The following is a 24464-nucleotide window of genomic DNA, read 5'->3' on the forward strand; positions in this document are numbered from 1 at the left end:
CGTTTTGCTTAACACCTAAAACTTAGAAACATACTCAATATAGAGATAAGGGGACTTAGAGTGAACAAGTCGGAACTGATTGATGCTATCGCTGCATCTGCTGATATCCCGAAAGCTGCTGCTGGCCGTGCGCTGGACGCAGTGATCGAATCCGTCACTGGCGCTCTGAAGGCTGGCGACTCGGTTGTTTTGGTTGGCTTTGGTACGTTCTCCGTGACTGATCGTCCTGCTCGCATCGGTCGCAACCCGCAGACCGGTAAGACGCTGGAAATTGCTGCTGCTAAAAAACCAGGTTTCAAAGCCGGTAAAGCCCTCAAAGAAGCTGTCAACTAAGCGTCTTGATGCCTTTGCCCGCTGGATCAGGTCTGTCCTGATCCAGTAGCGGAGCGGTGGTGCATTCGGTTGCGACACCGAAGGGTTCGAGCCCTACCGCTTCGTCAGTTACGAGAAGGCGCATCCTCGGATGCGCCTTTCTTCTATCCGCTTTCTACCCACGCTCCGCGGTTGGTTAGTCAGTACAACCGTTTTGGGGGACGCAATGCTGCAGAACATCAGGGACAATTCACAAGGCTGGATTGCCAAGACAATCATCGGAATCATCATCGCGTTGATGGCTTTCACCGGCATCGAGGCGATGTTTACCGCTACCAGCAACAAGCAGAATGCTGCAGAAGTCAACGGCGAGGACATTTCTCAGAATGAGTTGAGTCAGGCCGTGGACATGCAGCGCCGCCAGTTGGCTCAGCAGCTTGCACAGCAGTTGGGCAAGGATTTCGATCCTGCCATGCTGGATGAAAAGCTGTTGCGTGAGTCGGCTCTCAAAGGCTTGATCGACCGCAAACTGCTGCTCCAGGGCGCGACGGATGCGAAGTTCTCGTTTTCCGACGCGGCACTCGATCAGCAGCTTCTGCAGACGCCCGAGTTTCAGGTCGATGGCAAGTTCAGTGCAGACCGTTTCGATCAGGTCATTCGCCAGCTGGGTTACAGCCGTCTGCAGTTCCGCCAGATGCTTGGACAGGAAATGCTCATCGGCCAAATGCGTGCAGGTGTTGCGGGCAGTGCGTTTGTAACCGACGCACAGGTTGACGCTTTCGCTCGTCTGGAAAAGCAGACGCGTGACTTCGCTTCGCTGACGCTGCCTGCCGATACCTCGGCAGTCAAAGTGACCGACGACGAAGTCAAGGCGCATTACGACCAGCATGCCAAGGAGTTCATGAGCCCTGAGCAGGTCGTACTTGATTACATCGAACTGAAGAAGTCGTCTTTCTTCGACAAGGTACAGGTCAAGGATGAGGACTTGCAGGCGGCTTATCAGAAAGAAATCGCCAACTTGTCCGAACAGCGTCGTGCTGCTCACATCCTGATTGAAGTGAACGACAAGCTGAACGATGAGCAGGCCAAGGCGAAGATTGAAGAAATTCAACAGCGTCTGGCCAAGGGTGAGGATTTCGCGGCGCTGGCCAAGGAGTACTCGCAGGACCCTGGTTCTTCCAGCAAGGGCGGTGATCTTGGCTTTGCGGGCAAGGGTGTTTACGACCCTGCTTTCGAAGACGCGTTGTACGCCTTGAACAAGGATCAGGTTTCCCAGCCAGTGCGTACCGACTTCGGCTGGCATCTGATCAAGCTGCTGGGCGTCGAGGCCCCTTCGGTACCGACGTTTGCCAGTCTGAAAGACAAGCTGACCACCGATCTGAAATCGCAGCTGGTTGAACAGAAGTTTGTCGAAGTGACCAAGCAGCTGGAAGACTCTGCATTCGAGTCATCCGACCTGTCCCAGCCGGCACAGGACCTGGGCCTGAAGGTTCAGACCACTGCGCCATTCGGTCGTGAAGGCGGCGAAGGTCTGACAGCCAATCGGGCCGTCATCCAGGCTGCGTTCAGTCCGGAAGTGCTGGAGGAGGGTTCCAACAGCAATACGCTGGAGCTGGATCCGGAGACCGTTGTGGTGGTGCGCTCCAAAGAGCATCTGCAACCGCAACAGCTGCCCCTTGAAAGCGTTGCCGGCTCGATTCGCGCGCAACTTGTCAAAGAGCACGCTACCGCTGCGGTGAAGGCCAAGGGCGAGGCGCTGCTGGCGGGCTTGCGTGATGGCAAGATCCCTCTGACTGCGAAGCAGGACGGACGTGAGTGGAAAGTAATGGAAGCGGTGACTCGCAGTCAGGAGGGTGTTGATCCTCAGGTACTGCAGACGCTATTCCGCATGCCCAAGCCGCATGGCAAGGACAAACCGCAATTCGCCAGCATTACCGCAACCGATGGCAGTTTTGTGATCGTGCGTCTTAATGGCGTGAATCAGGCAGCTGCACCGACTGACGCGGAAAAGGCGCAATATCGCCGCTTCCTCGCGTCGCGTGCCGGCCAGCAGGATTTCGCGGCCTACCGTGCACAGTTGGAAAGCAAGGCGAAGATCGAGAAGTTCTAAGCTCGAAACCTGCCCAAAAAAGAAGGCCGCTCATTGAGCGGCCTTCTTTTTTGAGTGCGGAAAAGTGCCGCTCGCAAGGAGCAGCGCTTGCCGTCTTACTCTTCCATGCTGCCCATCGCGGTGGTGTTGAAGCCGCCGTCAACGTACATGATCTCACCGCTGATGCCCGACGCCAGGTCCGAGCACAGGAACGCGCCGGCATTGCCGACTTCGTCGATGGTCACGTTGCGGCGCAGAGGCGTCTGCGCTTCGTTGGCTGCCAGCATCTTGCGGAAGTTCTTGATGCCCGAAGCGGCCAGGGTGCGGATCGGGCCAGCCGATACCGCATTGACGCGTGTACCTTCCGGGCCGAGGCTGCCAGCCAGGTAACGAACGCCGGCTTCCAGGCTGGCCTTGGCCATGCCCATGACGTTGTAGTTAGGCATGGTGCGTTCTGCGCCCAGATAGGACAGGGTCAGCAGGCTGCCATTGCGGCCTTTCATCATTTCACGACCGGCCTTGGCCAGCGCCACGAAGCTGTAGGCGCTGATGTCATGAGCAATGCGGAAACCTTCACGAGTGGTAGCCTCGGTGAAGTCGCCATCAAGCTGATCGCCCGGCGCAAAGCCGACCGAGTGAACGATCACGTCCAGGCCGTCCCACTTCTTGCTCAGCTCTTCAAAGACCTTGTTGATCTCTTCGTCGCTGGCTACATCGCAAGGGAAGCACAATTCAGGACCTGAGCCCCAGCCTGCGGCGAACTCTTCGACACGGCCCTTGAGCTTGTCGTTCTGGTAGGTGAAAGCAAGCTCTGCACCTTCACGATGCATGGCGGCAGCAATGCCGGATGCGATGGACAGTTTACTGGCGACACCGACGATCAGGGCGCGCTTACCGGCGAGAAAACCCATGTGTTGTTCCTCTTCAGGTTAATCGACAGCTACCGGTGCCAAAAAGGCGGCTTCCAGCAACTGTTGTGTATAAGGATGTTGCGGTGCGGCGAAGATATCCTGCGCTGCACCCTGTTCGACCACTTGGCCTTGCTTGACCACCATCAACTGGTGGCTCAGCGCTTTGACGACAGCCAGGTCATGGCTGATGAACAAATACGTCAGATTGTACTTGGCTTGCAGCGTGCGAAGCAGCTCGACGACCTGACGCTGCACGGTCCGGTCGAGTGCCGACGTCGGCTCGTCCAGCAAAATCAGCGCCGGTTTCAACACCAGCGCACGTGCAATGGCGATCCGCTGTCTTTGCCCTCCGGAGAACTCATGAGGGTAGCGGTGCCGGGTATCCGGATCCAGCCCAACCTCCCTGAGTGCTTCAACGATCGCAGCCTGTTGCTCGGCGGCCGTGCCCATGCCGTGGATTCGCAAGCCTTCGCCAACGATTTCACCCACCGACATGCGTGGGCTCAAACTGCCGAACGGGTCTTGGAACACCACCTGCATCTGCCTGCGCAGCGGACGGATCTGCTGTTGCGACAGGGATTCTAGCGCGTTGCCCTTGAACCGTATGGTGCCCTGACTGCCGATCAGTCGAAGAATCGCCAGCCCCAGTGTCGATTTGCCCGATCCGCTTTCACCCACAATACCCAGCGTTTGCCCTTTCGGCAGGCTGAAACGTATGCCATCCACCGCCTTGACGTGGTCGACTGTACGTTTGAGCAGGCCTTTTTTGATCGGGAACCAGACTTTCAAGTCCTCGACTTCAAGCAGCGGTGCACCGGCCGGATTGGTCGAGGGGCCGCCGCTGGGTTCTGCACTGAGCAACACTTTGGTGTAGGGGTGTTGCGGTGAACGGAACAATTCTTCACACGATGCCTGTTCGACGATGCAACCGCGCTGCATGACACATACGCGGTTGGCTATTTGCCTCACCACGTTCAGATCGTGGCTGATAAGCAGCAACGCCATCCCCAGCCGAGCCTGCAATTGCTTGAGCAATTCGAGGATTTTCAGCTGGACCGTAACATCCAGTGCCGTGGTCGGTTCGTCTGCAATCAGCAATTCAGGTTCATTGGCGAGGGCCATCGCAATCATCACGCGCTGGCGCTGCCCGCCTGACAGCTCGTGTGGCAGGGCTTTGAGGCGTTTGTGTGGCTCAGGAATGCCCACCAGCTCAAGAAGCTCCAGCGTGCGCTGTGTGGCGGCCTTGCCGGTCAGGCCCTTGTGCAGTCCCAGTACCTCGTTGATCTGTTTTTCGACCGAGTGCAGCGGGTTCAGCGACGTCATCGGTTCCTGGAAGATCATAGCGATGCGGTTGCCACGGATCGAGCGCAGTTTTTTCTCTTCCACTTTCAGCAGGTCTTCACCGGCGTAGCGAATAGTGCCGCTCGGATGGTTGGCGATAGGGTAGGGCAGCAGGCGCAGGATCGAATGCGCGGTAACTGATTTTCCCGAGCCGCTTTCGCCTACCAGCGCCAGGGTTTCACCCCGGCGGATGTCGAAGCTGATGTTCTCGACCACCCGTTGCCGTGAGTCGCCCGTCACGAACTCGACCGCCAGATCGCGGATTTCGATCAGATTGTCATTGCTCATCTTATTTCCTTGGGTCGAAAGCATCGCGGGCGGATTCGCCGATGAACACCAGCAAGCTCAGCATGATGGCCAGTACCGCGAACGCGCTGATGCCCAGCCAGGGTGCCTGCAGGTTGGATTTGCCCTGCGCCACTAGTTCGCCCAGTGAGGGCGACCCTGCGGGCAGGCCAAAGCCCAGGAAGTCGAGCGCCGTCAATGTGCCGATGGCTCCGGTGAGGATGAACGGCATGAAGGTCATGGTCGAGACCATGGCGTTGGGCAGGATATGACGGAACATGATTGCGCCGTTTTCCATGCCCAGTGCCCGCGCGGCTCGCACGTATTCAAGATTTCGGCCACGCAGAAACTCTGCGCGGACCACATCCACCAGGTTCATCCAGGAGAACAGCAGCATGATGCCCAGCAGCCACCAGAAGTTGGGCTGCACGAAGCTGGCGAGGATGATCAGCAGGTACAGCACGGGCAGGCCTGACCAGACTTCCAGAAAGCGTTGGCCCAGCAAGTCGACCCAGCCGCCATAGAAGCCCTGCAAAGCACCTGCGATGACGCCGATGATCGAGCTGAGGAGGGTCAGGGTCAGGGCGAACAGCACGGAAATCCTGAAGCCATAGATCACTCGCGCCAATACATCACGGCCCTGATCGTCGGTACCCAACAGGTTTTCCCGGGACGGTTGCGCAGGGGCAGGCACTTTCAGGTCGTAGTTGATGCTCTGGTAGCTGAACGGGATGGGGGCCCAGAGGGTCCAGCCGTCTTTCGCCGCAAGCAGCTCCTTGATGTACGGGCTTTTGTAGTTGGCTTCCAGCGGGAACTCGCCCCCGAAGGTGGTTTCCGGGTAACGCTCCAGCACGGGGAAATACCAGTGGCCATCGTAGCGCACGGCCAGCGGCTTATCGTTGGCGATCAGTTCGGCACCCAGGCTCAGGCCGAACAGAATCAGGAACAGCCATAACGACCACCAGCCACGCCTGTTGGCTTTGAAGCGTTCGAAGCGACGGCGATTGAGAGGAGACAGCTTCATATCAATGCTTCCTGCTTTCGAAGTCGATGCGCGGGTCTACCAGGGTGTAGGTGATGTCACCGATCAGCTTCACCACCAGCCCCAGCAGGGTGAAGATGAACAAGGTGCCGAACACGACCGGGTAATCGCGGTTGATAGCGGCTTCAAAGCTCATCAGGCCCAGGCCATCCAGCGAAAAGATCACCTCTACCAGCAACGAGCCGGTGAAGAAGATGCCGATGAACGCAGACGGGAAGCCGGCGATCACCAGCAACATTGCGTTGCGAAACACATGGCCGTAGAGCACCTTGTGGTTGCTCAGGCCCTTGGCCTTGGCTGTGGTCACGTATTGCTTGCTGATTTCGTCCAGAAAGCTGTTTTTGGTCAGCAGCGTCATGGTGGCGAAGTTGCCGATCACCAGCGCAGTGACTGGCAGTACCAGGTGCCAGAAATAATCGAAGATCTTGCCCGGCGTGCTCAGCTCGTCGTAGTTGTTGGAGGTCAGTCCACGCAACGGGAACCAGTTGAAATAGCTGCCCCCGGCAAACACCACGATCAGCAGAATCGCAAACAGAAACGCGGGGATGGCATAGCCGACGATGATCGCCGAGCTGGTCCAGACGTCGAACTGGCTGCCGTGGCGCGTGGCCTTGGCGATCCCCAGCGGGATCGACACCAGGTACATGATCAGGGTGCTCCATAAGCCCAGTGAGATGGAAACCGGCATTTTCTCGATGATCAGGTCGATCACTTTGGCATCACGAAAGAAGCTGTCGCCGAAATCCAGCGTGGCGTAGTTCTTGATCATGATCCACAGGCGCTCCGGAGCCGATTTATCGAAACCGTACATGCGTTCGATTTCCTTGATCAGCGCGGGGTCCAGGCCTTGCGCACCACGGTAGTTGGAGCCTGCCACCGACACTTCGGCACCGCCACCGGCAATCCGGCTGGTGGCCCCATCGAAGCCTTCGATCTTGGCGATCATTTGTTCGACCGGTCCACCGGGTGCGGCCTGAATGATGACGAAGTTGATGATCAGGATGCCGAGCAGGGTAGGGATGATCAACAGCAGCCGTCGCAGAATATAAGCCAGCATATTATTGCTCCGCGTTCGCAGGACTGGCCTGACCAGTGGCTGACGGGGTCGCGGTGACCGGACGGACGTCCGGCTTCGCCCACCAGGTCATCAGGCCGATATCGGAAAGCGCCTTGGCTTTCGGGTGATCGATGTGGTTCCAGTAAGCCACCCGCCAGGTTTTGATGTGCCAGTTGGGAACAACATAGAAGCCCCACAGCAGTACGCGGTCCAGCGCTTTGGTATGGGTGACAAGGCTCTCACGCGAGTCGGCGTTGATCAGGCCGGCGACCAGCGAGTCGATAGCCGGGTCCTTGAGCCCCATGAAATTGCGACTGCCCGGATTATCGGCGCTGGATGAATCGAAGTACACGCGCTGCTCGTTGCCGGGAGAGCTGGACTGCGGATAGCCGCTGACAATCATGTCGTAGTCCCGTGAACGCAAACGGTTGATGTATTGCGACACGTCAGCCCGACGAATCACCAGGTCGATGCCCAGGTCGCTCAGGTTGCGTTTGTAAGGCAGCAGGATGCGCTCGAATTCGGTCTGTGCAATCAGAAACTCCAGCTTCACCGGGTTGCCCTGGGCGTCGACCATCTTGTCGTCGACGATCTTCCAGCCCGCTTCCTGTAACAACTGGAAGGCCCTGCGTTGCTGTGGGCGAATCATGCCGCTGCCATCGGTTACCGGCAGCGTAAAGGGTTCGGTGAACACTCGATCCGGAATCTTGCCGCGCAACGGTTCAAGAATTTTGAGTTCTGCGGCAGACGGTAGGCCGCTGGAGGCCATTTCCGAGTTGTCGAAATAACTTTTAGTGCGACTGTAGGAGCCGTTGAACAGCTGTTTGTTGGTCCACTCGAAATCCAGCAGCAGTGTCAGTGCTTCACGTACTCTGGCATCTTGAAACACGGGTTTGCGCAGGTTGAAGACAAAACCCTGCATTCCGGTCGGGTTGCCGTTGGGCAGCTCTTCCTTGATCAGTCTGCCGTCCCTGACAGCTGGCGTGTCATACGCGGTCGCCCAGTTCTTGGCGCTGGTTTCCACCCAATAATCGAATTGCCCGGCCTTGCCAGCTTCCAGCGCAACCGTGTTGTCACGGTAATAGTCGGTGGTCAGCACATCGAAGTTGTAGAAGCCCTTGTTGATCGGCAGATCCCTGGCCCAGTAATCCTTGACCCGTTCATAGCGCACCGAACGCCCGGCCTTCACATCGGCCACCTTGTAAGGTCCGCTGCCCAGCGGGAACTCCAGATTGCCCTTGCTGAAATCGCGGTTTGCCCAGAAATGTTTGGGCAGTACGGGCAACTGGCCAAGAATCAGCGGCATTTCGCGGCTGCCCTTGTGCTTGAATTTGAACAGGACGCGCAACGGGTCTTCGACGACGACCTGATCGACGTCGGCGTAATAGCCCTTGTACATGGGCGACCCGTGCTCCATCAGCGTCTTGAAGCTGAACTCCACATCTTCGGCACGGATCGGGTGACCGTCGTGAAAGCGTGCTTCCGGGCGCAGGTAGAAACGTACCCAACTGTTGTCCGGAGCTTTCTCGATTTTGCCGGCAACCAGCCCGTATTCACTGAACGGTTCATCCAGGCTTGCACGGGCCAGGGTGTCGTAGATCAGGCCGATGTCATCTGCCGGCACGCCTTTGTTGATAAACGGGTTGAGGCTGTCAAAGCCGCCGAAGCCGGCCTGACGGAACGTGCCACCCTTGGGAGCGTCCGGGTTCACGTAATCGAAATGCTTGAAATCAGCCGGATACTTGGGGGCTTCGTCGTACAGCGTCACACCATGCTGAGGCGCTGCCTGTACCGTGCAAGCGAGGCCGGCCAGCAGCAGACCGGCTGCCTGTTGGCGCAGGGAATGCAGAGGGTTCATCGGGGCTTCTCCAGAGTCTTGAGCCACCACGCACGCAGACCCAGGGTATAGGGCGGGGTGGTGACCATGGCGAATCGGTTGCGATAGGCAAGCCGATGATTGTTCAGATACCAGTTGGGAATGCTGTAATGCTGAGCCAGTAGCACGCGGTCGAGGGCTCGTGCAGCCGCCACCTGTTCGTCACGGGTTTGCGCAGCCAGCAGTTTGTTCAGCAGGGCATCGACCACCGGGTTGGCAATACCTGCGTAGTTCTTGCTGCCGTTGATGGTGGCCTGGCTGGAATGGAAGTATTGCCACTGCTCAAGACCCGGGCTCAACGTTTGCTGCAGGGTCATGAGAATCATGTCGAAATCGAACCGGTCAAGGCGCTGTTTATACTGGGCACGGTCAACGGTGCGCAGCCCGGCGTCGATCCCCAGGCGTCGCAGGTCTTCGATGTAGGGTTGCAGGATGCGTTCAAGGTTGGGGTTGACCAGCAGTATCTCGAAACGCAACGGTTGTCTGTCGGCGTTGAGCAAACCCTGGTTCGACAATGTCCAGCCTGCGTCGGCGAGCAGTTTCAGGGCCTTGCGCAAGGTTTCGCGCGGGATGCCACCGCCATCGGTTTTCGAGGGCGTGAACGGCTGGGTGAACAGGCTGGCGGGCAACTGATCACGATAGGGGCTCAAGAGTAGCCATTCTGCTCCGGTTGGCAGTCCCCTGGCGGAAAATTCGCTGTTGGGATAGTAGCTGGTCGAACGCTCATAAGCGTCGCTGAAGAGAGTACGGTTGGTCCATTCAAAATTGAAAAGCAGCCCCAGTGCCTCGCGTACGCGGATATCCGCGAAGGCAGCGCGCCGGGTGTTCATGAACAGACCCTGGGTCTGGGTCGGTATGCGGTGTGGAATCTGTGCCTTGATCACCTGACCATTGGCTACCGCCGGGAAGTTGTAACCGTTGGCCCAGTTCTTGGCCTGATGCTCGATGTAGATATCGAATTCGCCCGCCTTGAAGGCTTCGAACGCCACATCACTGTCACGGTAGAACTCGACGTCGACCCGGTCGAAATTATATTTGCCACGGTTGACCGGCAGGTCCTTGCCCCAGTAATCCTTGACTCGTTCGAACACCAGTTGCCGTCCGGGCTGCACGCGCGTGATGCGATAGGGGCCGCTGCCCAGCGGCGGCTCGAAGGTCGTCGCCTTGAAGTCTCTGTCCTTCCAGTAATGCTGGGGCAGCACCGGCAATTCCCCCAGGCGCAGGATCAGCAGAGGGTTGCCGGAACGCTTGAAGACAAAGCGGATGCGATGGCGATTGAGAATGTCGACGCGCTGCACTTCCTGCAAGGCGGTGCGGTATTGAGGATGACCGTCCTTGAGCAGTGTCCGGTAGGAAAAAGCCACATCGTAGGCGGTGATCGGCTTACCGTCATGGAAGCGCGCCTGTGGGCGCAGATTGAATACCACCCAGCTACGGTCCTCGCTGTATTCAACCGACTGGGCGATCAGCCCGTAACTGGAGGTCGGTTCATCGCCGGAGGGGTCATACTGCCCCGTGCCAACCATCAACGGCTCGTTCAGTTCGTTGACGCCGTACTGCAGGAAATTTCCGGTAGAGACCGGGCTGCTGCCCTTGAATGTATAGGGGTTGAGCGTGTCGAACGTGCCAAACGCCATCATTCTCAAGGTGCCACCTTTCGGCGCCTCGGGATTGACCCAGTCGAAATGAGTGAAGCTGGCCGGGTACTTGAGAACACCAAACTGCGCGTAGCCATGACTTTCAGTGATGGCTGCGTTGGCGCAGAAGCTCAAGGCCAGGCTGACGGTTAGCAGGAAGGGACGTATCACGATCCAGGCGACTTGGGCTTTCGGGTCGCTAACAGTAACAGCTTGTTCCAGCTGGAAAAAGACTGCAGGTGATGGCGTGGTCGGGGCGGTGCTGGCCACCCGCCCCAAGGTCATCGAAGGGCAAGTGGCCGCGGTCATCAGTGCGGCAGGTAAACGGTCAGGGTCTGGCCGGGTTTGAGGGCCTGCCCGCTACGTGGATTCCAGCGCTTGAGATGTTGCATCTCGACGTTGAAGCGCTTGGCGACCAGGTACATGGAGTCGCCTTTCTGGATCTTGTACTGCATGGATTTCTTTTCGCCGTCCTTCGCACTGGCGCTGGCGACCGCCTTGCTGCTGACTTTGCTCGTGGCTTTGCTGTTGTCCTGCATAACCAGTGCCTGCCCGACCTTGAGCTTTTTGCCGGTCAGCTTGTTCCAGCGTTGCAAATCTTCGACATCGACCTTGTTGGCCTGCGCAATGGTGGTCAGGTTGTCGCCGCTTTTGACCTTGTAGGTGCGGGTGCGTGCCGGTTTGTCATTGCTGGCCAGCGCTTCGAACACCGGCTGTGACGTCTGCATTCCCGGCTTGACCGGGATACTCAGCGATTGACCGACTTTAAGCCTATTGCCCGCCAGCTTGTTGTTGCCCTTGAGCGAGCTGACTGTCACCTGATAGCGGCTGGCCAGGCTTTCGAGCGTGTCGCCCTTGCGGACGCGGTAAGGCTGCCAGGCAACCAGTTCTTCCTGCTTCATGGTAAGCAGGCTGGCCGTCAGCAGTTGCGCCTTGGACGTGGGCACCAGCAGGTGCTGGGGGCCATCGACGGTCAGGCGCTTCTTGTAGGCGGGGTTGAGCTGGATAAGCTCGTCCTCGTCAATGTCGGCAGCGCTGGCGACCTTGGACAGATCGACGCGCTTGTTGAGCTCGACGACTTCGAAATAGGGCTGATTGGCGATCGGGTTGAGGTTGACACCGTAGGCTTCCGGCGACAGCACGACCTGAGACAGCGCCAGCAGCTTGGGCACGTAGTCCCGGGTTTCCTGTGGCAGTGGCAGGTTCCAGTAGTCGGTCGGCAGGTTCAGCTTGTCATTGCGTTCGATGGCACGGCTCACCGTGCCTTCCCCCGCATTGTAGGCTGCCAGGGCCAGTAACCAGTCACCGTTGAACATGTCGTGCAGGCGGGTCAGGTAATCCAGTGCGGCAACGGTCGATGCCTGGATATCGCGACGTCCGTCATAAAAGCTGGTCTGACGCAGGTTGAAGTAACGCCCGGTCGACGGGATGAACTGCCACAGGCCTACAGCCTGGCTACGCGAAACGGCCATTGGGTTGTAGGCGCTTTCGATGACCGGAAGCAGGGCCAGCTCCAGCGGCATGTTGCGCTCTTCAAGGCGCTCGACGATGTAGTGCATGTACAGGCTGCCACGCTCGCCAGCGTTTTCCAGGAAGGAAGGATTGTTGGCGAACCACAGACGCTGTTGATCGATGCGAGGGTTCTGATCGTTGCCTTGTTGCAGTTGAAAGCCCTGACGCATGCGCTCCCAGACATCCTGTGGCGGGGCGAGCGGGGTGGTGGGCTTGTGAGACAGGAAAATCGGTTTTTGCTTGATGCCGGCGGCCAGATTAGGCGCTCGGTGGCTGCTGACGGGATCGACGCTGGCGGTGCTCTGGCAACCGGCCAGAAGCGCACTCGCGGTGACAGCCATGGCCTGAGCCAACCGAGTCAATGCGTCCGAATGTGAAGGCTTGCTGATAGATGACGACATTGTTCGGGGGGTACATCCAGACGAAAATGTCGGGCGATTCTAGGAAGCAGCCTGCCGTCGGTCAACCTTTCAGAATTTTATTGCGGTTTTACGGTCAGGTCAGAACTTATCTTTCCATGCCCTCAAGCTGGCAAAGACCGCACTCTGCGAGGTGTTTTGTCCTCCGCTCCGTTCGTCCGCTTTTTCTTTAACAGATGTTTCCCGGGTGCGCAGGAAAGGATTGGTACGCTTCTCCAGCGCCAGATTCGAAGGAAGGCTGATGCGATTTTCACTACGCCAGCGGGTCACTTCCGCGAGGCGCTCGGCAATGTCCAGATTGTCGGGCTCCACGGCCTGGGCGAAGCGCAGGTTGCTCAGGGTGTATTCGTGGGCGCAGTAAATCAGGGTGCTGTCCGGCAGTTCGGCCAGACGGCAGAGGGAGTCATGCATCTGCTGCGGTGTGCCCTCGAAAAGACGTCCACAGCCTGCTGCGAACAGTGTGTCGCCGCTGAACAGCAAGGGACTCGTGGCGTCTTCATGATAGAAGGCGATATGCCCCAGCGTATGACCGGGAACCGCGTGCACTACAAACTCAAGGCCTAGTACGGTCAGCCGGTCATGGTCGGCCAGCGCGATGTCGCGTGCCGGGATGCTCTCCGCTGCGGGACCGAGTACGCGTGCCCGGGTTGCCTGTTTGAGTTCCGCAACACCGCCGACATGATCGTTATGGTGGTGGGTGATCAGGATATCGGTCAGCCGATAGTCGGGATTTTGCGCCAGCCAGCCCATTACCGGCTTTGCGTCACCCGGATCGACCACGGCGCACTGCCGGCTGGAAAGGTCTTGTAACAACCATATGTAGTTGTCATTGAAAGCAGGAAGGGCATGGATCTGTATCATGGCGCAGTTCGCATAGCGGCGGACAATGGTGCATCTTAGAGTCTGTTGCCGCTGTACGCGAGCACCTCTGGAGGAGAACTCATGACCGATGAAGCGTTCGCTCAGGCCGATCCTGAGTGGCTTGCATTGATCCGCGCTGCCCGTGAATGGCTTTCGGGGCCGTTGGGGCAGCTTCTGCTCGAAGAGGAACGGCGTGTTCTCGACGAAGAACTGGGGCGGTATTTCGGCGGCTATCTGGTGCATTACGGCCCCTCGGCGGAAACCCCGCCGGTCGCGCCGCAAGTGCAGCGCAATGTGCGGCTCGGAGCGCCGTTGCCGGGTGTCGAGATCGTTTGCGAGGAGCAGGCCTGGCCACTGAGCGAGCACGCGGCCGATGTCGTGGTGCTTCAACATGGGCTGGATTTCTGTCTGTCGCCCCACGGGCTGCTGCGCGAGGCGGCCAGCAGTGTGCGCCCGGGCGGACACCTGCTGATCATCGGCATTAATCCGTGGAGCACCTGGGGTTTGCGCCACGTATTCGCTCGCGATGCACTGCGCAAGGCGCGCTGTATCTCGTCGTCGCGGGTGGCCGACTGGCTCAACCTGCTGGGCTTCGCGCTGGAGAAACGGCGCTTCGGATGCTATCGTCCGCCCCTTGCTTCAGCGGCATGGCAGTCGCGCCTGGCAGGGCTCGAAAGCCTGGGCGAGGGGCGTCAGAGCCCCGGTGGCGGCTTCTATCTCCTGGTAGCGCGCAAGCTGGTGGTAGGCCTCAGGCCCGTGCGTCAGGTACGCCGCGACCCTATCGGCAAGCTGATCCCCATGCCGATGGCCAAGGTCAGTCGCAATACTCAGGATCATTCCTGAGCGATGCCATGCTGCGCATGAAGCCCATCATTCTGGAAAGGTCGTAATGAGCGATAGCGTTGAACTCTTCACCGACGGTGCCTGCAAGGGTAATCCTGGCCCCGGCGGATGGGGCGCCTTGCTGGTGTGCAAAGGCGTCGAGAAAGAGCTGTGGGGTGGCGAAGCCAATACCACCAACAACCGGATGGAGCTGACTGGTGCGATTCGGGGGCTTGAAGAGCTCAAGCGTCCCTGCGAAGTGACGCTGGTGACCGACTCTCAGTACGTGATGAAAGGCATTACAGAGTGGATGGCCAACTGGAAGAAGCGCGGCTGGAAAACCGCGGCCAAGGAGCCGGTCAAAAATGCCGATCTTTGGCAATTGCTGGATGAGCAGGTCAGTCGGCACAACGTGAAATGGCAGTGGGTACGTGGCCATATCGGCCATCCCGGCAACGAGCGTGCCGACCAGCTTGCCAACCGCGGTGTTGACGAAGTGCGGGGCATCAAGCGCGAATAACCCCGGCAGGTGTGCACGCGCTGGTGTTTCTTCGGCCGCTGGCACGCTGAATTACCAGTGGCAGGTTGGCACTGAATGTGTCGGTCAAACGCTCTGTACGAAATCCAGGATGACGTTGCCTGCCGCGTGTGGCGCCACAAAGACACGCCCCGGGACTTCGCGATGCGGGACATCGTTGCTTTCCAGGATCGCGCGCAACGCAGTGAGGCTCGTGGTGTGCAATCGAATGGCTATGGCATGGGGGCGTTCGCTTGTGACCCTGGGCAGTTCGATGCCCGGAAATTCCACAGCAGCTTTCGCTGCATAGATAGCGCGTAACAGGCCGCACCGGGTATCCGCCTCCAGAACAGCACCGTTGTACCTTACGGTATCGCCGTAGATGGCTCGCCAGCGAGGTTCAAGCAGCCTGGGGTCTGCCAGATAAGTGATCGCGAGGATCCCGTCTGCGCCATTTGGGTGGTTTTGCCATTCGCGAACCCAGATCAACTCCGGACGGTGCTGGTGGCAGATAAAGTTGGAGGCGTCGGGGAGTTCCGGATCGATAAACAGTGCCAGTGAAACAACGGCCTCACCGTCTCGGCCGTCGGGAAGCATCATTTTTCGGCGAAAATCGATACGGCCCTGGCTTTCAAGCCCTGCTCGCGTCATTCGCGCGTGGTCAGCATCGGCATCCTTGCTGTGCAGCGCCACCAGCGAAACGCCTTCCTCGCCTCGGTCCAGGAATTGCCCCAACTGACGTCCGAAGCAGAAGCCGTTTACCGAGCGGGTGCCAAACTTTGCAGGGTCTTCAACGCCGATCAATTCTATGAAATTGCTGGGGAACATCATCAGCGATGTCACGCTTCCCCACGGGTGGTAACTGACCGGAGAGGGGGCGAAGCCCATTTTCCGGTAGAGCTCCAGGGCTTCAGCGTGATTACGCACAGTGACAAGAGGATGATCGATACCCTGAGGGAATTGCGCGGCTGCTGTCATGATCATGGCTCCTGATCAGCCTGTGGACTTGGTTGTGAAGGTGGCAAGAGAGTCCGGAGCATCGCCGACCACCTTTGTCGGTACACCGGCGACGACCGTTCCTGCGGCAACGGCCTTCAGCACCACCGAGTTGGCTGCCACGATGGCCCTGGCACCCACTTCGATGTTTCCGAGGACAGTGGCTCCGGCGCAAATCAGCGCGCCTCTGCGGATTTTCGGATGGCGATCGCCTGCTTCGCTGAGTGTGCTGCCCAGCGTGACACCGTGCCAGAGGCTGACTTCATCTTCGACTACGGCGGTCTCCCCAATGACAAGGCCAATGCCGTGATCGACAAACAGGGATTTTCCAAGGCGCGCCGCCGGGTGGATGTCGATGCTCCAGGTAGTGGCCGCCCAGTTCTGTACAAGCACCGCGCTTTGCACATCGCCCTCCGTCCACAATACATGGGCTATGCGGTACGCCTGAACTGCCTGTATGCCACGAAACGTCAGAAAGGCGGTGAGGTGATCCGGGCAGGCAGGGTTGACTGTCTGTAGATGCTCGATGTCGGCGGCCGCTGCCTGCGCAATGGAGGGGCTGGCCTTTATGATTGCCTTGAACCAGTTCTCCAGTGGCACATTGCTCGCTTGAGCCTGCATCTGTCGGGCAAGGTTCGCGGCGAGCGCATCCTCGAACGTCGAGTAGGCCAACAGATGGCTTGTCGCGTAATCGCTGAGTACCGGGTTGCGCTCGGTCAGTTGCCGAGCTTGATCGCGAAGGCGCTGCCAGAGAGGGCACATATCGATCTCCTGTTACCGATGGTTCGAGTATGGGCACGTGGCAGGTGCACCAGCAATAATCGAAAACTCACAACTTCGTTGCTTTAATCGCAACTCAGAGGTTGTACGAGTCTGGCGCAGAATCGTCGAACTTCTTGTGTTGTGAAAGCGCCTGCTGACGTTTATCCCTTTCGTTCTTGGATAGATCCGACAGGCTTCCAGTGGCTGCAGCGTGTTAGAATCGCGGCCTGTACATGAGGCAACAGTCAATGGCAATGCAAAACCTGGATAACAGATCGATCGTTCTCGATACCGAAACCACCGGTATGCCGGTGACAGATGGTCACCGCATCATCGAAATCGGTTGTGTCGAGTTGATTGGCCGCCGTCTGACCGGTCGGCATTTTCATGTGTACCTGCAACCTGATCGCGAAAGTGACGAAGGCGCGATTGGTGTTCACGGTATCACCAACGAATTTCTGGTCGGCAAACCCCGGTTTGCCGAAGTCGCCGATGAGTTTTTCGAATTCATCAAAGGCGCGCAGTTGATCATTCACAACGCGGCGTTCGACGTCGGCTTCATCAACAACGAATTTGCGTTGATGGGCGCGCAGGACAGGGCGGATATCACCCGTCACTGTTCGATCCTCGACACCCTGATGATGGCCCGCGAGCGTCACCCGGGACAGCGCAACAGTCTGGATGCCCTGTGCAAACGCTATGGCGTCGACAACTCGGGCCGTGAGCTGCACGGCGCATTGCTCGACTCCGAGATTCTGGCCGACGTCTATCTGGCAATGACCGGCGGACAGACCAGTCTGTCGCTGGCTGGCAATGCCTCCGATGGCAACGGGTCCGGTGAAGGCTCCGGCAACCGTGGTAGCGAAATTCGCCGCTTGCCTGCCGATCGCACACCTTGCCGCGTCATTCGCGCTTCGGAAAGTGAACTGGCCGAGCACGAAGTACGTATGAGCACCATCGCCAAGGCTTCCGGTGCACCTGCCCTGTGGGTACAAATGCTGGAAGCCGCGGCGCAGGCGTCTTCCTGACAGAAACCGGCGAGTGGTGACATGAACGTGGCAAATCCTGCCTTGAGCATTCGGGTTGCAGACGAATGCTTCGAGGACTACATCCTCAACAGCGAATTCACGTTTACAGTGCTTGGCTATGCCCAACCGCGTATCGGCGAAAGCGTTGACTCATGGCAGGTCGAACTGGTCGAGCCGTATAGCAAGAATTACGGTATCGATTCTCAGGAGTTTGCCGATCATCGTGACGCCAGTACGAGTTCGGTGATGGTTGCCTGGCTGGACGACCGCCCGGTTGGCCATATCGTGATGAGCACTCACTGGAGCGGATTCGCCTACATTGATGAACTTGCTGTCGACGAGTCGGCGCGTCGTCACGGAGTAGCCCGCTCATTGCTCGATGTCGCTCGATTCTGGAGTCTCAAGCGCAATCTGCCCGGTATCGTTCTGGAAACCCAGAACAATAATCTTGGTGCCTGCAAGTTATATGAGCGGTGTGGATACGTGGTAGGCGGGGTGGATAACATGCGCTATCGAGGCATAGATCCGAACACCCGTGAGACAGCTATCTTCTGGTATCTGATATTCCAGGACTGACGACTTCCCGCTGGCTGCGGCAGCTTGAGCGGGAGTTCTGCCGGTATTACGTGGGTGTGCGGGTGATTTTCACGCCTGATTGCACCAGTTGAAAGTCTTCGCCACCCAAATGCTTGACCCGATCACCGATTGCCAGCCTGTAGGTGATCACCGGCTGCCCGCCCTGCAACTCATCCGGCTGCGATTCCTGGAATTCATGCACCGGGTAAACGCGACCTTCGGCGTCTCTGGCATGAAATTGTCCGACGAGAACTGAAGCCATTTGCTCTGTAACCTCTGAAACTGAATATAACTGCTGGTTTACGAATCTATCGACGCTAGTAGACCACTGATCTATAGGTGAGTTTGCCCGTCGGGAAAAAATAATCCGCGCGGTTCGGGGGCGCCGGGGGAATTGACCCGGTCAACAGTCGTCTAAACCCGGCTGCTATTGTATACCTGATCCTCCCTTTAATCAGATGACGGATATTTTCATGAGCCAGGTTCATTCCATTGCCGTATTGGTCGGCAGTCTTCGAAAAGACTCCATCAACCGCAAGATCGCGCTTGCTCTCGCGGAGCTTGCGCCTGCCAGCCTCAAGCTGAATATTGTCGAAATTGGCGATTTGCCGCTGTATAACGAAGACATTGACGGCACCTCACCGCCCCCTGCGTACACCACCTTCCGCGAACAACTGGGTGCCGCCGATGGCGTGCTGTTCGTGACTCCAGAATACAATCGCTCAGTGCCGGGGGCGCTGAAAAACGCCATTGATGTGGGCTCGCGTCCTTATGGCAAAAGCGCTTTCAGCGGCAAGCCGGGCGCGGTCATAAGCGCTTCGCCGGGTGCCGTTGGTGGTTTTGGCGCTAATCATCATCTGCGTCAATCATTGGTGTTCCTGGATGTGCTGTGTCTTCAGCAGCCCGAGGCTTATCTGGGCGGTGCTGCGAGTTTCTTCGATGAGGCCGGCACGCTCTCCGAAAAAACCAGGCCTTTCTTGCAAACCTTCATCAACGCCTTTGCTGCCTGGGTAGAAAAGAACGCCAGGCCGTCTGCCAACTGATTCAAGTGACGCGCGCCTGTTGATCAATTGCTTTATGTAACGCAGGCGCGCCGCGCTACCTCAATAAGCTGTTTCCTTTACCTCGCCACGCGCCCGCACGGAGTGCGCGATGGGGCTTTATCCGAAGGAAACAGCACATGTCAGCAGCACTTCCATATTTTTTCAGCGACTCTCTGCGCGCACGATTCACACAAGACATTCAGGATGCAATCGACAGCTCTCGCATCAGCCTCGATGAGGGCAATTGGCTGCGGCTGTTGAATGCCGCGAACAGTGAGTCGACTGCTGATGCTGATGAACGCGTTCCGAGAGCCGACCGGCTGATCATAGGCGACGGTTCACCTGACAACGCCGAACTGGCAGGGGCCTTGTTCATCAGTGACCCTGCCAGAACTGCAGCGCCTGTTTTTTTGAGTACGCTGGCCTTCGGGATCGAGCGATTCGAGAGTCGCAGCTCGCTGCTCGCCACGTTGCAGCAGCGTTTCAATGAGGTTAGCGCGATATCGACGCTCGAGGCAGAGCGCATTGAGGGCTCACTTTTCGAAGCACGAACGCTGGCTGTGATGCGTGAGCAGGCCGGGCATCTGGATAATCTGTCGGTGCAGTTGCAGAACCTGCCTGACCTGAGAGCTGCGGCAGGCAAGGCCTTGCAGACAGTTTTATCGCAGAAGGGCTTAGGCAGCATCGACGTTTTCAGCCAGCTATTGCAGCTCGTCGATACCGAGGCCGGAACTGACCCAAGGGGCTCATCGGTCGTCGGCACTCAGTATCTGGCCGATGCGGCTGTGCAGGCATTTTCCGCGGAACCACGCCCGGGAAACCTGATACGGAAATTTATGGACGCCAAGGGCCTGGCCTTGTCTCAGGCACAGACGAGCCTGTTCGAGCAGGCGCTGGCTGACTCCGTTTCCGAAGTCAGCGTTGCTTACGAACAACTGCTGACTGACTACTGGATGTCCAGACGGCAGGACGGGCATTCAGTTCGAGACTTTGTCCGCCATGCGCTCGCGGAGTGTTTTCGTCAGCATCTTCTATCGAGCCGGGCACATGGCACGGTGACTGAGGTTGAGTATCGTTGTTTGCTCAGCCTGTTGCCTTCGAACCCTGACGCTGTTGATGCACCGTCGGTACGTGTCCGACGTCTGTCAGTCGCAGTGGCCGACCAGGAACCGGTAAAACTGGTGGGCATGTTCCTGATCGATTTTCCCGCAGAGTCGTCGAACGTATTTCTTTATTCCTCGTTACCCGGCTTCTTGCGCTTTGGCGATTCACCCCTGGCAATTGCACACGTAGTGAACGATCCCTCGCGTGCCGGGCTGTTGGCTTATTCATCCTTGAACGATCACCTTGCCGTCAGGGAGCAGGGAGAGGTCGAGCTGCATCAGGATGCGCTCTCCGCGGCGTTCTTCAGTGAGTTCGTTGATTCGGTCATTGCTTTGCAAAAGCGTAATTTGCGTTATGTGCTGGGGCTGCCCGCCCTTCATTCCGAAGAAAATCCGGTGCGGGTCGATGATGCGCTGGATATTCGCAGGCTACTGGACGGTCGGCTGCCGAGCCTGAATCACGCAGGGCGCTGGCACCCGGAGCTGATGGCCTTCGATCAGGTCTGGGAAGCGTCTGCACTGGCTGACACGCGGCAACACACGGACTTGGCTTCCGAGCGGTCCTACAACTGGATTGCCAGGCTGAAGAAGCTCGATGTGTTGCTGCAGCGCGTTGATGTTCTACATGCCGGCGTGGATGGCTGCATGCGCCATGCGCTGAACCGATACCTGGCTGTGATTGGAGGAGCGCCGCTGGATGCACGGAGGCTTTGGGTCTTGCCGGCTGCAGCAGACGCAGTGCCCGTGCGCCTGCTTTCGCTGGCGCTTGACCGGGTTTGCGGTGACACGCAGGCATCTCTGTCAGACGGCGTTGTGGTTGCGGGGCTGGTTTCTCCGGTTATGGCGCAGCCGGTGCACCGTCTGCCATTGGCATTGCTTGAGCACATACTGATCTGTGTGCAGGCGGATTGCCCTCGCCGCTTCGAGGAGCAGATCAGCGAATTCTATTCACGATCAATTCGTCCTTTGAATCGCTGCGTGCGCACCGGTGACCTGTCTGCGCGGGTTCGGGATGACACACTGCGCCTGGAACTGCTTGTCGAAAAGCGCATTGCTACACTTCCCGAATCAGTCATAGAAAACGTTCAGCAGCTACTGGACCGGCCATTACCACATCTCAGGGAGGCACTGGGTGAGGCACGTGTCGACGCTTTTGCCGTTTCAGTTCAATACGCTCCTGAGTCAGAAGCGATTCAGGTGCCCAACGTATTCGTGGTCAATAAAACGAATGCTGATAGTAAACCGACTCTGTGGATGCTGAGCAAAGGGCTCATACTTTTCGAAACGCTGCAGGCACTTAAGGAGTATGTAGCCGCGCGGTTGGCAGGCAGTGAACTGGTTTCCCACTTATCGGGCGTTTTTGCCGAGCCGGACAGGCAGACGCTGCTTGATCAGCGTGCCAAAGCAGGCATGCTTGATCTTGAGGTAGGTCTGAAGCGCATTGACGGGCATTTCATCGAGGCGTTGCAACAGGGGGAGATAGAGCGTCAGCGAAGCACTGCGGCCTATCTTTACCAGCAGGCAGTGGCTTGGCGGCTGCCGTCAGAACTTTTTGTCAACGTGCTGGGAGCAATAGAGCGCGATGACCGCAATCGCCAGGCCCTCAGCTACCTGGGCGTTGCGATTCAGTTCATCATTTACAAAGCCATCGTGCCCTCATGGATCAGCAATGCGTCGAGGGCCGATCAGATCATTCTGGTGGATGCCCTGCAGCGGTTCTATGTGACTTGTGTCGGGAAACAAGATTTTCTGTTTGATATCCCCAGCCTTTACGAATACTCCTGCGAGCAATTGAAAAGCAGGTTTGAAACCGATTTCACCGAGCCTCGTCCTGACCCTGAAAATGTCCGGGTTACGCTGACGCATTATGTTCCTGCCCCGGTTGCGCCGGGGCAAACGCCTCAATCGATACCTGCGTCCACGCAAACCGCAAGCGAAAACCTGGCCGAGTATGCTATCAACCGTTTCCTGTCCCGGCAGGACGGAGTCATTCTTCTTTCGTCCTTGGACGATCAGCCGCTGAATGCGTCACTGACGCCTGCTTATGTTCGTGATGTGGTCAGGTCGCTGGACCTCGCGGTGGGTTACCGGAGCATGTTGGACTCGGCGCTCGCCGTGACGGCTCCAGACTACCCCGAGCGACGCAAACTGTTCGTCGAACAGGTGCCCTCGCTGGATATTCTTCGAGCGCTTGCGCTCAGGCTGAAGAACGAACTGTCCGAGCAAGCCTATCGGGTCATCGAAAACGTATTGAATATGCCCGATGCACTTGCACGTCTACCTGTCGACGGCTGCCAGATAGGGGTGAGCCCCTTGCAGCTGCTTGCTGCCAGGGAAGGCTGGGAGCCGACCGTGGTCCTTAATACTTACCTGATGGGGCCATTGGAAAATCAGCCGGGACCTTGGGTGCTGTACGCGCCGCTGCACGAAGACTTTGTTTTCAAGGAGTACCCGGACAAGGCAGCGCTGCTGCAGGACATACACACCTCTGCAAGCCTTCAGACGTACATGCTGGACCGTATTGATCCCGATTTGCGCAAGGTCTACGACAACGGCGGCTTCGCGGAGCCGCACCTGCCTTTCAGCGCAGAGTCCTCTTTTGATATGCCCTTTGAAAAACCTGCACCGGTAACCGTAAAGATCAATCCTTATGAGGGCAATTGCCTGTTGCTGATGTTCAAGGGCGCTCTGGATATCCTGAAATTACAAGTGCAACAGCACAGTGTCACTAACGTCGAACATCGCAGTGCTTCGTCCCGCTACCTGTTCACGCTGGGTGCCGAGCAAGTCATGGCGCTGATGCCGGGCCGTCTGGGCGCGCTGATCGGAATCATTCAGGGACAGACGTTGTTGAATCTGTCGGTCATCTCTGCCGGGGATCAGAACTGGGGCAAGGCGCTCTCGGAATTCATGGCTGCGTTGAGCGTGATGATTTCTTCCAGACAGACGCCCTCGGCATTTACATCACGGATAACTGACGAAGCGGGCGTTTTATCCGAGGAGGCTGGCCTGTCTGATGCGCTTGTACAGCTGGACGGCGGGACCGATATGCCCGAGGTGGTCGAATTTTCCTGGGGCAACAGCTCACTGACGCAGCAGATACGAGAACGCTTGCGCGAATTCGAAGTCCGTGACATCGATTTGTCCGCGCTGCAAAAGGACGAGTTGTTGAGTATTTACCGCCATCCGGTCACAGGCAAAAAGTATGCAGTCATCGATGGAAAAACCCATGAATTGCAATCCGATGAGGACGGCTGGTTCATTATCGCAGGTAAAAAGATCGGTCCTTCTGTGGTACTGGATGCCAATCAGCAATGGATACTTGACATCCAGGGTGGGCTAAAAGGCGGGGGTGCCGCGCTCAGCCGCTTTGACGGCAGCCTTGTGGATGATCTGGTTGAAGAAACCATGGTCGTCAGCGCTCGCGGCATGCCTGAGATTCGACGTTCTTACCGGGAAATGGCCCAGTCCATCGAAGATGGGCACGCCCAGGCTCAGCGCTATCTGGAAAACTGTCTGGCCAACCTGACCTGGCGATTGCCGAACGGAAAGGTAAACCCGAGAACGGAAAAAATACTCGTCGATTTTTTTGCTCACAAGGACCCGGACGAGCGACTGTACGATGTTACCAAAAAGGCCGTTATCGACCTTTATCAAGAGTTGATGGATCCTTCGCTGTCGCCCATCGATTCTGCGCGCTATGTCGTCGGGATCAATCGAACAGGTCACGAGGCGTCCCATGCGTTCATTTTCAAGGAAGATCCATTAAGACGGGTTTTTCTGACCGAGCAGTTCTTTCGTCTGCCTACCTACCGGCTGAAACTCAGCGCAATACGTTCGGGGCAGTTCAAGTTTGGCCCGCACTATCGTGCTTCTATCCTGATTCATGAGTTGTCTCACCTGGTGCTGAACGCCGACGACATTGCGTATGTCGACTCTCAAGCGCCATTTATAGATGTGCTTGAAGATGCGCCGATTTATCGACTGCACATCAGGAACGAGCTGATTTATCAGCAGCAGAAAACCCTCTCCTTCCACACTGATCGCGACAAACTGTTCAAGCAGCTGGATGGAGCCTGGCGAGACTTGAGACGAAGGGACGGTAACGGCAAACAGACCATTCTGAGTATCACCGGCAAGAGAACGCTGGAAGAAGCGCGTGATGTGTTTTATAGCGACGTCAACAAGCGCACCGACATCATGCTTAAAAACGCCGATTCGGTCGCTTTGCTGGTGACTCTGCTTGGGCGGGAACGATTCACTGCGTGATGACGG

General features: G+C 57.7%; 20 protein-coding genes. 8 read left to right on the top strand and 12 right to left on the bottom strand.

Annotated features, from left to right (window positions below):
• The first annotated feature begins 60 nt into the window (after nucleotides 1-60).
• Complete coding sequence (locus MME58_RS08905; protein WP_002552737.1) at nucleotides 61-333, top strand: HU family DNA-binding protein; 273 nt, start codon at nucleotides 61-63, stop codon at nucleotides 331-333.
• On the opposite strand, the gene MME58_RS27450 is transcribed toward MME58_RS08905, so the two are convergent.
• Complete coding sequence (locus MME58_RS27450) at nucleotides 326-457, bottom strand: hypothetical protein (protein WP_259642124.1); 132 nt, start codon at nucleotides 455-457, stop codon at nucleotides 326-328. The two genes, MME58_RS08905 and MME58_RS27450, sit on opposite strands and share 8 nt — an antisense overlap.
• Nucleotides 458-538: 81 nt before the next feature.
• Between MME58_RS27450 and MME58_RS08910 the strand changes: the two genes are divergently transcribed.
• The gene (locus MME58_RS08910) at nucleotides 539-2422 is read left to right on the top strand and encodes a SurA N-terminal domain-containing protein (RefSeq protein ID WP_055006633.1); all 1884 of its coding nucleotides are present in this window, start codon (nucleotides 539-541) and stop codon (nucleotides 2420-2422) included.
• Between the two features lie 95 nt (nucleotides 2423-2517).
• Here the strand turns inward: MME58_RS08910 and fabI are convergent, their stop codons facing one another.
• The 8 genes from fabI to gloB all read right to left on the bottom strand — a co-directional run bounded on the left by fabI (nucleotide 2518) and on the right by gloB (nucleotide 13342).
• Nucleotides 2518-3312, bottom strand: coding sequence for an enoyl-ACP reductase FabI (gene fabI / locus MME58_RS08915; RefSeq protein WP_055006632.1), 795 nt, complete (start codon nucleotides 3310-3312; stop codon nucleotides 2518-2520).
• An 18-nt stretch (nucleotides 3313-3330) separates the two neighbouring features.
• The gene (locus tag MME58_RS08920; protein WP_055006631.1) at nucleotides 3331-4941 is read right to left on the bottom strand and encodes an ABC transporter ATP-binding protein; all 1611 of its coding nucleotides are present in this window, start codon (nucleotides 4939-4941) and stop codon (nucleotides 3331-3333) included.
• A gap of 1 nt (nucleotide 4942) precedes the next feature.
• Entirely contained in the window at nucleotides 4943-5962 is a 1020-nt protein-coding gene (locus tag MME58_RS08925; protein WP_055006630.1) for an ABC transporter permease, read from the bottom strand.
• 1 nt (nucleotide 5963) lies between these two features.
• Nucleotides 5964-7037 carry a microcin C ABC transporter permease YejB gene (locus MME58_RS08930; RefSeq protein WP_054987165.1) on the bottom strand — a complete coding sequence of 358 codons (1074 nt, stop codon included), beginning with the start codon at nucleotides 7035-7037 and terminating at the stop codon, nucleotides 5964-5966.
• 1 nt (nucleotide 7038) lies between these two features.
• A complete protein-coding gene (locus MME58_RS08935; protein ID WP_055006629.1) occupies nucleotides 7039-8895 on the bottom strand; it encodes an extracellular solute-binding protein in 1857 nt (618 codons plus the stop codon).
• On the bottom strand, nucleotides 8892-10721 hold the full coding sequence (locus tag MME58_RS08940; protein WP_055006634.1) for an extracellular solute-binding protein: 1830 nt from the start codon (nucleotides 10719-10721) through the stop codon (nucleotides 8892-8894). Before MME58_RS08940 ends, MME58_RS08935 begins: the two co-directional genes overlap by 4 nt.
• Before the next feature lie 137 nt (nucleotides 10722-10858).
• A complete protein-coding gene (locus MME58_RS08945; RefSeq protein ID WP_055006628.1) occupies nucleotides 10859-12463 on the bottom strand; it encodes a LysM peptidoglycan-binding domain-containing protein in 1605 nt (534 codons plus the stop codon).
• A gap of 99 nt (nucleotides 12464-12562) precedes the next feature.
• On the bottom strand, nucleotides 12563-13342 hold the full coding sequence (gene gloB, locus MME58_RS08950; protein WP_054987168.1) for a hydroxyacylglutathione hydrolase: 780 nt from the start codon (nucleotides 13340-13342) through the stop codon (nucleotides 12563-12565).
• An 81-nt stretch (nucleotides 13343-13423) separates the two neighbouring features.
• Here gloB and MME58_RS08955 point away from each other — a divergent pair, with 81 nt between their 5' ends.
• Nucleotides 13424-14185 (top strand): methyltransferase domain-containing protein, encoded by a 762-nt coding sequence (locus MME58_RS08955; protein ID WP_055006627.1) that lies wholly within the window; start codon nucleotides 13424-13426, stop codon nucleotides 14183-14185.
• A 46-nt stretch (nucleotides 14186-14231) separates the two neighbouring features.
• Nucleotides 14232-14684 carry a ribonuclease HI gene (gene rnhA, locus MME58_RS08960; protein WP_054987170.1) on the top strand — a complete coding sequence of 151 codons (453 nt, stop codon included), beginning with the start codon at nucleotides 14232-14234 and terminating at the stop codon, nucleotides 14682-14684.
• Nucleotides 14685-14768: 84 nt separating this feature from the next.
• Here rnhA and MME58_RS08965 read toward each other — a convergent pair whose 3' ends face one another.
• Both MME58_RS08965 and epsC read right to left on the bottom strand, forming a co-directional pair.
• The gene (locus tag MME58_RS08965) at nucleotides 14769-15659 is read right to left on the bottom strand and encodes a VOC family protein (RefSeq protein ID WP_055006626.1); all 891 of its coding nucleotides are present in this window, start codon (nucleotides 15657-15659) and stop codon (nucleotides 14769-14771) included.
• Between the two features lie 15 nt (nucleotides 15660-15674).
• A complete protein-coding gene (epsC, locus tag MME58_RS08970) occupies nucleotides 15675-16439 on the bottom strand; it encodes a serine O-acetyltransferase EpsC (RefSeq protein WP_055006625.1) in 765 nt (254 codons plus the stop codon).
• Between the two features lie 248 nt (nucleotides 16440-16687).
• On the opposite strand from epsC, the gene dnaQ reads away from it, so the two are divergent.
• On the top strand, nucleotides 16688-17467 hold the full coding sequence (gene dnaQ, locus MME58_RS08975; protein WP_054987173.1) for a DNA polymerase III subunit epsilon: 780 nt from the start codon (nucleotides 16688-16690) through the stop codon (nucleotides 17465-17467).
• Between the two features lie 21 nt (nucleotides 17468-17488).
• A complete protein-coding gene (locus MME58_RS08980) occupies nucleotides 17489-18043 on the top strand; it encodes a GNAT family N-acetyltransferase (protein WP_054987174.1) in 555 nt (184 codons plus the stop codon).
• A gap of 46 nt (nucleotides 18044-18089) precedes the next feature.
• Here the strand turns inward: MME58_RS08980 and MME58_RS08985 are convergent, their stop codons facing one another.
• Nucleotides 18090-18305, bottom strand: coding sequence for a hypothetical protein (locus MME58_RS08985; protein WP_055006624.1), 216 nt, complete (start codon nucleotides 18303-18305; stop codon nucleotides 18090-18092).
• Between the two features lie 211 nt (nucleotides 18306-18516).
• On the opposite strand from MME58_RS08985, the gene MME58_RS08990 reads away from it, so the two are divergent.
• Nucleotides 18517-19086 (top strand): NADPH-dependent FMN reductase, encoded by a 570-nt coding sequence (locus MME58_RS08990; RefSeq protein ID WP_055006623.1) that lies wholly within the window; start codon nucleotides 18517-18519, stop codon nucleotides 19084-19086.
• 137 nt (nucleotides 19087-19223) lie between these two features.
• Entirely contained in the window at nucleotides 19224-24458 is a 5235-nt protein-coding gene (locus MME58_RS08995) for a dermonecrotic toxin domain-containing protein (protein WP_055006622.1), read from the top strand.
• Nucleotides 24459-24464: the final 6 nt, after the last annotated feature.

The organism is Pseudomonas syringae pv. tagetis (assembly GCF_022557255.1).
Taxonomy (GTDB): Bacteria; Pseudomonadota; Gammaproteobacteria; order Pseudomonadales; family Pseudomonadaceae; genus Aquipseudomonas; species Aquipseudomonas caricapapayae.